The sequence below is a fragment of the Xenorhabdus miraniensis genome (genome assembly GCF_002632615.1).
The window spans coordinates 1-9956 of the sequence record NZ_NITZ01000029.1; the positions used below are offsets into that span (position 1 = coordinate 1).

The following is a 9956-nucleotide window of genomic DNA, read 5'->3' on the forward strand; positions in this document are numbered from 1 at the left end:
GGGTAAAAAACTGGGTAAAAAGAATTACCACACAAATAAATTACATTGTATATCAATAATATAAATAACATGTTTAAAGTTTGCAGGGGACGCCAATCTCTCAACTAAACGCATTGAAGTTCCTCTTAAAAAATCACAAAAAACCTTAAATATCAGTTAATAAAATTAGGTTAAATCTAACTAAAATGAAATAACCACCATAACAAAGTAGATGGTAAATACCTCAAATTAAATTTCTTCCAAACGCGAAGTTTTAATGATTCAAGTATAATATTTATCATCAGATAACACATTATGCTAACTTTTTATCTATTTTTAGAATATACCAACAGAAATATACCTAATAAATAATAAATTGATGAAAGCCAATACCATTGATTTATATTTTTCGTTATAGTTAAAAAAATTAGATATAATAATTTTTTAACTTGATAAATCCTACATGAAAATAGCAATATTACGACGAAATGGGCTTGGTGATCTTATCTGCACTCAGCCGTTAATAAAATTTTTGCAGAAAAAATATCCAAATTCAGAGATCAGCTTATTTATTGATGCAGGAAATACTGAACTTGCTTATTATTTATGCCATGATATAAACATAAATATTATTCCAAAAGGGAATAAATATTTATCAACTTTAAAAACTGCATTAAAATTTCGTCGAGAGAGATTTGACATTGCAATATCGGCCAAACCAACTCCGATGAAACTGAATAATTTATTTTTATGGTTACTAGGTGCTAAAAATCGCTATGCTGTTATTGCTGATAAATACTGGCACTCTAAATTAATTAACTACCCGGTGAAACAAGAGCAATTAATTGGTTATCATCAATCATTGAAACTATTACGTATATTTTCACCTGATGAAAAAAAATTACCTTCTGATCTATTTCCTTACATTACACTTAAAAATACTATTCAAGTTAGTGATCCTCGTTTTCCATTAATATTATTTTCTGTTTCTAATAACCGAAAAAGTAGTTTAATCAGTAATGAGCGTCTTGCTTTAATTGCACATAAAATAAGTGTTCATTACCCAGAGGCAAGATTTATTATTTCTTCACTTAACAATGATGTTCTTTTAGCTGAGGATTTAAAATCACGTATAGGAGAAAGTAGTAAGATTGTCATATCTGATTCTCTAAGTTCATTCTTAACCTTATTGAATAATATGTCATTAATTATTGTTGGTGATGGAGGTATCTGTCATTTATCAGCCGCGTTACAGAAAAATCTTGTTGCTCTTTATGGCGTGACAAAACCTGAAAACTGGGCTCCACTGGCATCTAATGATAAATGTGTAACTTTATATGATCCAGAAAATGTCAATAGTATTAATTTAGATAAAATCTATTTTGCTATTTTTTCCTTGCTTGAAAGGCAAAAATAAGGCTATTACATCAATTCTGTATAATAACTTCTCCATCATTAATGATGGAGAAAACATTAGAATTTTAATGGGCTAATTTAATTTTCCTTATATTCATTCTAATAAGTGATAAATTCAGGAACTGAGGCATTTGGAGAGTCCGCCACTGATAATGTGCAATAAAGAAATCAGGTACTGGTAAAGAAATAAGAAATTCAAAGACTGCTAATGCAATAGTTTTCCCCATATTTCTCCCGTACAACGATGGGAGCCATATCCAAATGGCAAAGTACCTTTTTCTGTTTTCAAAGGAATAACTATCAGTTTATCATTTAAATGGCTTCCTTGTTCTGTTTTAAATCTCCTAGTATTTTTTATTGGAGGTTCCTGATTCAGTATTTCATTCAAAATATCTTTTCCTTTAACTTTTTTACTTTCTTGATATCGAATTAACATTTTCCCCAATAATCCCATTGTACCATCTGAAGTTTGAAAGAAAAACCTATTGTATTTGAAATCACAACATGTTTATCTGAAATATTCTGAATCAGAAAACTTTCTGTTAATTAAGTCAACAAAATTCCTGATACATTTTCTACTTGAGCGTATAAATATTCTGATGCAACAATTAACTCAATTATTTTTTGTTTATCTCCATTAGAGATAATACAATCAAAAAATTCACGAGATTTTATCACTAACGTCTCCCATTCACTATGATGAATACTTATAAAATATCCAATGACACATATAGGTAAAGCATAGTTAAATAATGTTAGTAATTCAGCAGAATTAATCTCTTTTTTCTTATACAGAATTTCTTCGACTATCAAGGTCGTTTGATAAATTTCCCGCTCTGTAAAAAAATCCAGGGCCTGAATCACTGCCATCTTTAACTTATCATGCTGACTATCATCTCTCATACGAACAAGTGATGCAAAAATTGCCCCTGCACAACTGGCTTCAATTTCCTTTGGTATTGGTGCTGACTTGGGCCGTACAGTAAATGATGGCTCAGATAAGACAATCTTAACTTCATGCAGGGTTTTGAAATTAAAAGGGCATTGTTTCATAGTCATCTCCAGAAATTAACTTGGATTATTCTGGTGGTTACTTCATAATTTCACTTCGTTATTGAGCGAAGTATGTTTGTAAAAAGATTTATACTCTCTCTCAATTTAATTACCGGAAATATTATTTCTTTAGAATCAATAAATGCTAAAACATTACACTAATAAGTTTGAATTAAAAATTGGAAGCAAAGCATATAATTTAGATAAAAACCAAAAAACATGGTATTTTTATTCCCGGTTTGATCGACCTAAAAATAATCCTACAACTTATTTAGATCCTATCCTTGAAGTGCCCCCCTAATGTTGGTTAACCAACTTTAAGGGAGCACTTTATCCCAGTAGGCTCTTATTCAATAGGCAGAAGGTACTCTTTATTTCTACATCTTCACCTTCTTTCAATTTTAATTCCAGCACCGACAAATTAATCACATACAATAAAAAATTACAAAATGAAATCATTTAAAAATGAAACAGTTAGATCAATTGAAATTATTTAATAATTTCAATTAATTCCAAATAAAAGAAATTTATCTTGAAGAAAGAGATAATTTGGCAACATAATCTCTTTTTAAAGAGATCATCTTTCCTTTGGAAAATGAGCTTTTGAGGATAAGGTAATTTTACCTGAGTGTATGTCTTAAACATCAGATAGTGGCATCTGGTATGAGTCAAACGTTAACTTCTCAATCTGAATTACAGGATAATCCCTGCATAAGCTGTGGGGCTTGTTGTGCTTATTTTCGTGTTTCATTTTACTGGGCGGAAGCCGAAGATGGTGGCGGTACTGTTCCCGTCTCTATGACAGAAAAACTAAATAATTTCATGCGATGTATGAAAGGTACAAATGAGCCTCAACCCCGATGCGTTAATTTATGCGGTGAAATTGGTCAATCAGTTTCTTGTGCTATTTATGATAAAAGACCGTCCCCTTGTAGCGAATTCCCCCAAGCCTGGGAAACTGGCGATTATAATGAAAGCTGTGATCGTGCCAGAGCCGCTTATGGCCTTCCTCCTCTGCCAAAACCCCAAATATAGCGGGTATTTCATCATCGATTAGATGGATAAAGGAAAAATGAATCAGGATCAGTAATGGCACAAATTCTTTTCTTCACAGAGCCTTTTTTCATATTGTATTCAATGGAATATTCGTTAATTCCATCACAGACGCCTTACTTTTGCATATCTATAGTTAACAATTGTAAAAATCATTACAGCAAAATGAATTATCGCTGTGCAGTTTATGAACATTCCTTCATGAAATTATCAGGATGGAAAAGATGTCTGCTCATATTCCTACAGGGTATACCCCACAAACTTGTGGATCTTTACCACACTATCTTTCTCAAAATTTACCAATAACACTTTCACTGGGTGGTTCCCCTGAAACTTGGCAAATACAGGAAGTCGGTGATGGTAATCTCAACTTAGTGTTCATTGTCTCCGGAAAAGAAAAAACGATTGTGGTGAAGCAAGCCTTGCCTTATGTAAGAGCTGCTGGTGAATCATGGCAACTTTCTCTTGTTCGCTCGCATTTTGAATATCATACCTTGATTGAAGAAAATAAAGTTGCCCCAAAATACGTTCCTGATGTCTATTTTTATGATGAGGAAATGTCTCTCTTTGCCATGGAGTATTTGTCTCAGCATATCATCCTACGCAAGCAGCTCATTGCTGGAATAAAAATTCCCCACCTTGCGGAAGATATAGGGATTTTTCTGGCCAAGACGTTATTTCATACATCCGATATTGGAATGGTTAGCAAAGAGAAAAAAGATCTGGTCGCTCGTTTCGCTAATAATCATGAACTTTGCAAAATTACCGAAGACCTGATCTTCACAGAACCCTATTTTAATGCGGAACGAAATAATTGGACTACCCCCCAACTTGACGATGAAATTTATTCTCTTTGGCAAGATCGAGCACTCGTTCAAACAGCCATGCAGTATAAGTATCAGTTCATGACACAAGCACAAGCCTTGCTGCATGGCGATCTCCATTCCGGCTCCATTATGGTGACACAAAACTCCACAAAGATGATTGATCCTGAGTTCAGTTTCGTGGGGCCGATGGCATTTGATATCGGAAATTACATCGGTAATTTACTGATTGCTTATTTTGCCCAACCTGCCCTACGAGAAAATAATGCACAATGCACCGATTACCAAACATGGCTTTTGGACCAAATAGAGGCAACATGGGCTGTATTTAAACACCATTTCTGTCAATTATGGAATGAGAAAAGCTCAGGAGATGCCTATCCTACCTGTCTTTATCAACAAGGTGCGTTCGACACATCGTTCTTGAAAACAGCGCAAGATGACTTTTTATCCACTTTATTTAAAGATACTCTCGCCTATGCGGGACTAGAAATTAATCGCCGCATTATTGGCTTTGCTGGTGTTGCCGATTTCAAACAAATTGAAGATCAAAACCAGCGTGCTATTTGTGAAAAAAGTGCACTGAAATTAGCTCGAGAGATAATTGTAAATCGGGAAAATTATCACAATTTTTCTCTAATGAAACGCTATATAGCACAATGTTAAGAGGCTGATATGAAAATTAATGGCATTCATTATCGTTCCGTTTGGCTTGCTGACGATGGTTATACCGTCGAAATTTTCGATCAGACTCAGCTTCCTTTTCAAATGCAGATTATTCAACTACACACCATGCAGGATGCCGCAATAGCTATTAAAGAAATGTGGGTACGAGGAGCACCATTGATTGGTGCCGTTGCCGCATATGGCATGGCTTTGGCGATGCGTCAGGAAAGTAGCGATGAAAAGTTGCAGCAGGCTTACGATATTTTGGTTAAAACCCGCCCCACCGCAATCAACTTAAAATGGGCGTTGGAGAGATCATATCGAATATTGAAGAATACCGAACACGCATTACGTGTCGAAACCGCTTACCGTATCGCTGATGAAATTGCAGATGAAGATGTAGAACTATGCCGTAAAATTGGTGAACACGGCCTAAAAATAATTCAGAGTATCGCAGAAACTAAACCCGTCGGCGCAGCGGTCAATATTCTGACGCACTGTAATGCCGGATGGCTTGCCACGGTTGATTGGGGAACTGCACTGGCTCCCATTTATATGGCGCATGATGCAGGAATTAAAGTACATGTCTGGGTTGATGAAACGCGCCCACGTAATCAGGGAGGGTTAACCGCTTTCGAATTGGGTTCACATGGTGTTCCACATACTTTGATAGCTGATAATGTAGGCGGGCATCTGATGCAGCACGGTAAGGTCGATCTCTGTATTGTCGGCACAGACCGAACAACTGCCCGAGGCGATGTATGCAATAAAATCGGCACTTACCTCAAAGCCTTGGCGGCCAAAACCAATCAAATCCCTTTTTATGTTGCCTTACCATCACCAACTCTGGATGTTACGGTCTGGGATGGTGTAAAAGAAATTCCCATTGAACAGCGTTCGGGTGAAGAACAATCCCATGTATACGGCATCACACCAGAAGGTACGCGAAGTTGGGTCAATACTACCCCGCAAGGAACATTCTGTGAAAATTATGCCTTTGATGTCACACCAGCTGAATTTATCACTGGGTTGATTACAGAGCGTGGAATTTGCGCTGCTAGCGAGGAAGGGTTGAGGGCGCTCTTCCCTGATTTGTACAGACAACAGCCATAAGTTGTCATTTAAGGTGAACATGATGAACAGAGAACAAATCGCTCAAGAGATCATCGAAACATGTCTCAGAATGAATGCGATTGGGTTAAACCAAGGAACATCGGGTAATATCAGTGCTCGTTATCAAAGCGGTTTTTTAATTACTCCCAGTGGAATACCCTACGAAAAGCTAACACCCGAGCAAATTGTGTATATCAGTCATGAGGGAGAATATGAAGCCGATAAAGTGCCTTCAAGCGAGTGGCATTTTCACCTTTCCTGCTATCAGGCTCGTCCCGAGCTTAATGCCGTTGTACATAACCATGCCGTTAACTCAACGGCAGTTTCCATCCTCAATCATACAATTCCTGCTATTCACTACATGGTTGCTGTCACAGGAACCGATCGTGTTCCCTGTATTCCCTATGCCACTTTTGGAACAAAAGCACTGTCCGACAATGTAAGAGAAGGAATCAAAGACAGTAAGGCATTATTAATGCAGCATCACGGCTTGATTGTGATGGAAGTGAATCTGGAAAAAGCATTATGGCTGGCAAATGAGATTGAAATTCTGGCACAACTGTATTTAAAAGTGCTTCCCGTTATGGAGAACGTTCCGGTACTTTCTCCGGCTGAAATGCAACGCGTACTGGAAAAGTTCAAGAATTATGGATTAAAAACACAATAGCCGAAAGGTTAGGTACATCTCCAGCCAAAAAAATCCGCTGTTTGATAATTGTATAGGATACATAAAAACCACAACCATAATTTCCAAAGGAATAGAAAAGAGAACTGATTGATTAAAAATATTAGGGGATAGAGGGATTAAATAAGAATCTAATAGGAATTAATAGCTTGAAATGAAGTGGTGGGCGATACCAGATTCGAACTGATGACCCCCTCCTTGTAAGGGAGATGCTCTACCAACTGAGCTAATCGCCCACTTCATACGTTCATACCTAAATGGTGGGTCGTGCAGGATTCGAACCTGCGACCAATTGATTAAAAGTCAACTGCTCTACCGACTGAGCTAACGACCCGATTAGGTAATTCTGATTTTGATATCTAAATGGTGGGTCGTGCAGGATTCGAACCTGCGACCAATTGATTAAAAGTCAACTGCTCTACCGACTGAGCTAACGACCCAATTAGATAATACTGATTTTGATATTTGAATGGTGGGTCGTGCAGGATTCGAACCTGCGACCAATTGATTAAAAGTCAACTGCTCTACCGACTGAGCTAACGACCCGTTCAAAATATCAGTGTGATACTGCGAAACAATCCAATGAAGTGGTGGGCGATACCAGATTCGAACTGATGACCCCCTCCTTGTAAGGGAGATGCTCTACCAACTGAGCTAATCGCCCACTTCATGATGACTATAACGACATCAATACCACTGATTTATGATTGGTGGGCGATACCAGATTCGAACTGATGACCCCCTCCTTGTAAGGGAGATGCTCTACCAACTGAGCTAATCGCCCAATCATAAAATCATTTTTATCACTACGCTTACCAAAACAGCAGCTTATCACTACGAGAGAGATGGTGGGCGATACCAGATTCGAACTGATGACCCCCTCCTTGTAAGGGAGATGCTCTACCAACTGAGCTAATCGCCCCGTCGTGATGGAGTCGCATTATAGGGATAGTTCGAGGTGAGTCAACGGTTTTTATTACTAAAATTTTCGTTCGTTGTAAAATTAAACAGAATGAAACAATTATAATCACTTAAGGTTATCATTCGGACGATATGTCTCAGCTTTTATCAATAACATACTATCAACGCCATTGAGGAATTGAAGTGCAGTGATAAAATAACCCCTACTATTGTTACTTCAATCATCCAAGACGCTCTCTAAAAAAGAGAAACGTAATTAAGGCAATTCCCGATGAGTAAAATTAAAACCCGTTTTGCACCGAGTCCTACTGGCTATCTTCATGTTGGTGGCGCGCGTACTGCTCTTTATTCCTGGTTATACAGTCGCCACAATAAAGGTGAATTTGTTCTTCGCATTGAAGACACCGATCTGGAGCGTTCCACTCAAGAAGCCATTGATGCAATTATGGACGGGATGAACTGGTTAAACCTGAATTGGGATGAAGGCCCTTATTATCAGACCAAACGTTTCGACCGTTATAACCAGGTTATTGATGAAATGCTGGAGCAAGGTACAGCTTACCGCTGCTATTGTTCTAAAGAGCATTTGGAGCAATTGCGTGAAACTCAGATGGCAAACGGCGAGAAACCTCGTTATGACGGCCGTTGTCGTGATAGTGAATGCCAGCACAACCACGATGAACCCCATGTTGTACGTTTCCGCAATCCACAAGAAGGTTCCGTTATTTTTGATGACAGCATCCGTGGCCCGATTGAATTCAGCAATCAGGAACTGGATGATTTGATTATTCGCCGTACCGATGGCTCACCAACTTATAACTTCTGCGTTGTGATTGATGACTGGGATATGGAAATTACCCATGTTATTCGTGGTGAAGACCATATCAACAATACTCCGCGCCAGATTAATATTCTGAAAGCGCTTGGTGCACCAGTTCCAGAATATGCCCACGTTTCTATGATCCTCGGTGACGATGGCAAAAAACTGTCCAAACGTCACGGAGCAGTTGGCGTAATGCAATACCGCGATGATGGTTATCTGCCGGAAGCCCTGCTGAACTATCTGGTTCGTCTGGGCTGGTCACATGGCGATCAGGAAATTTTCAGCGTTGAAGAGATGACTGAACTGTTTAGCCTTGATGCCATCAACAAATCCGCCAGTGCGTTCAATACTGAAAAATTGCAATGGTTGAACCATCATTACATCAATACCCTGCCAGCAGAAAAAGTTGCTGTGCATTTAGCATGGCATATTGAACAGCAGGGTATTGATACTCGTACTGGCCCAGAACTGGCTGATTTGATCAAACTGCTAGGTGAACGCTGCAAGACACTGAAAGAGATGGCAGAGTCCAGCCGTTACTTCTATGAAGAGTTTGCCGAGTTTGATGCGGATGCGGCGAAGAAACATTTGCGTCCTGTTGCTCGTCAGCCATTAGAAGTCGCTCGAACGAAACTGGCCGCTATCACGGAGTGGACGCCAGAAAATATCCATCACGCCATTCAGGCGACGGCTGACGAATTGGAAGTGGGTATGGGTAAAGTGGGTATGCCATTACGTGTTGCGGTAACAGGTGCAGGCCAATCACCCAGTGTTGATGTGACAATTCATGCCATCAACCAAGCTCGTTCACTGTCTCGTATTGATAAAGCTCTGGCTTATATTGCCCAACGTGAAGCGCAATAAATGGTCATTTAGCTTTACTGCATAACAAGATGACATGAATATTAAAGGCACTACAATGAATTGAGTGCCTTTATTTTTTGTTCACAGGATTGGTTGTTGGTGGCTTTTTCAGCGCTTACACAGAGAATACTAATGAATCCATTGACAGAATTCTCTGGGTTTCATATGATTCGCCCCGTTCTACAGGATTTTGATTTGGGGCTATAGCTCAGCTGGGAGAGCGCTTGCATGGCATGCAAGAGGTCAGCGGTTCGATCCCGCTTAGCTCCACCAAATACAACTAATGTTGATAAATCCAATCATCAGTATTTGGTATTCAAAAACCTGAACCACATTCGTGGGGCTATAGCTCAGCTGGGAGAGCGCTTGCATGGCATGCAAGAGGTCAGCGGTTCGATCCCGCTTAGCTCCACCAAAATTCCGAATGAGCCTGTTCACCATTTTGTGTAAATGCCATTTTTTAGTAGTGACCGTCAAGGCGGTCACCGAACTCAATCATAAAACGACTCATCGCCATTCGCCAGTCTTGAAGTGGCATCGTCCATTTCTTTGAGGCGGC

Annotated in this window: 8 protein-coding genes and 9 tRNA genes; 8 read left to right on the forward strand and 9 right to left on the reverse strand. The window is 39.0% G+C overall.

Annotated features, from left to right (window positions below):
• The first annotated feature begins 442 nt into the window (after positions 1-442).
• Positions 443-1396: a glycosyltransferase family 9 protein gene (locus Xmir_RS19180; protein ID WP_099115715.1), complete on the forward strand. Its 954-nt coding sequence runs from the start codon at positions 443-445 to the stop codon at positions 1394-1396.
• Between the two features lie 204 nt (positions 1397-1600).
• On the opposite strand, the gene Xmir_RS19185 is transcribed toward Xmir_RS19180, so the two are convergent.
• Both Xmir_RS19185 and Xmir_RS19190 read right to left on the reverse strand, forming a co-directional pair.
• A complete protein-coding gene (locus tag Xmir_RS19185) occupies positions 1601-1831 on the reverse strand; it encodes a hypothetical protein (protein WP_208620460.1) in 231 nt (76 codons plus the stop codon).
• 110 nt (positions 1832-1941) lie between these two features.
• Positions 1942-2448, reverse strand: coding sequence for a hypothetical protein (locus tag Xmir_RS19190; RefSeq protein WP_099115717.1), 507 nt, complete (start codon positions 2446-2448; stop codon positions 1942-1944).
• Between the two features lie 663 nt (positions 2449-3111).
• On the opposite strand from Xmir_RS19190, the gene Xmir_RS19195 reads away from it, so the two are divergent.
• The 4 genes from Xmir_RS19195 (at position 3112) to Xmir_RS19210 (ending at position 6771) form a co-directional block, all read left to right on the forward strand.
• Positions 3112-3483 (forward strand): YkgJ family cysteine cluster protein, encoded by a 372-nt coding sequence (locus Xmir_RS19195; RefSeq protein ID WP_099115718.1) that lies wholly within the window; start codon positions 3112-3114, stop codon positions 3481-3483.
• A 242-nt stretch (positions 3484-3725) separates the two neighbouring features.
• The gene (gene mtnK, locus Xmir_RS19200; RefSeq protein WP_099115719.1) at positions 3726-4991 is read left to right on the forward strand and encodes an S-methyl-5-thioribose kinase; all 1266 of its coding nucleotides are present in this window, start codon (positions 3726-3728) and stop codon (positions 4989-4991) included.
• Positions 4992-5000: 9 nt separating this feature from the next.
• Positions 5001-6104 (forward strand): S-methyl-5-thioribose-1-phosphate isomerase, encoded by a 1104-nt coding sequence (gene mtnA, locus Xmir_RS19205; protein WP_099115720.1) that lies wholly within the window; start codon positions 5001-5003, stop codon positions 6102-6104.
• Between the two features lie 22 nt (positions 6105-6126).
• On the forward strand, positions 6127-6771 hold the full coding sequence (locus tag Xmir_RS19210; RefSeq protein ID WP_099115721.1) for an L-fuculose-phosphate aldolase: 645 nt from the start codon (positions 6127-6129) through the stop codon (positions 6769-6771).
• 178 nt (positions 6772-6949) lie between these two features.
• Here Xmir_RS19210 and Xmir_RS19215 read toward each other — a convergent pair.
• The 7 genes from Xmir_RS19215 to Xmir_RS19245 form a co-directional block, all read right to left on the reverse strand.
• A tRNA-Val gene (locus Xmir_RS19215) sits at positions 6950-7025 on the reverse strand.
• 22 nt (positions 7026-7047) lie between these two features.
• Positions 7048-7123, reverse strand: a tRNA-Lys gene (locus Xmir_RS19220).
• 30 nt (positions 7124-7153) lie between these two features.
• Positions 7154-7229, reverse strand: a tRNA-Lys gene (locus tag Xmir_RS19225).
• A gap of 30 nt (positions 7230-7259) precedes the next feature.
• Positions 7260-7335: transfer RNA gene (locus Xmir_RS19230), tRNA-Lys, on the reverse strand.
• Between the two features lie 42 nt (positions 7336-7377).
• Positions 7378-7453: transfer RNA gene (locus Xmir_RS19235), tRNA-Val, on the reverse strand.
• Positions 7454-7497: 44 nt separating this feature from the next.
• Positions 7498-7573: transfer RNA gene (locus Xmir_RS19240), tRNA-Val, on the reverse strand.
• A gap of 62 nt (positions 7574-7635) precedes the next feature.
• Positions 7636-7711, reverse strand: a tRNA-Val gene (locus tag Xmir_RS19245).
• Positions 7712-7981: 270 nt separating this feature from the next.
• Here Xmir_RS19245 and gltX point away from each other — a divergent pair.
• The 3 genes from gltX (at position 7982) to Xmir_RS19260 (ending at position 9812) form a co-directional block, all read left to right on the forward strand.
• A complete protein-coding gene (gene gltX / locus Xmir_RS19250) occupies positions 7982-9397 on the forward strand; it encodes a glutamate--tRNA ligase (RefSeq protein ID WP_099115722.1) in 1416 nt (471 codons plus the stop codon).
• Between the two features lie 197 nt (positions 9398-9594).
• A tRNA-Ala gene (locus Xmir_RS19255) sits at positions 9595-9670 on the forward strand.
• 66 nt (positions 9671-9736) lie between these two features.
• Positions 9737-9812: transfer RNA gene (locus tag Xmir_RS19260), tRNA-Ala, on the forward strand.
• Positions 9813-9956: the final 144 nt, after the last annotated feature.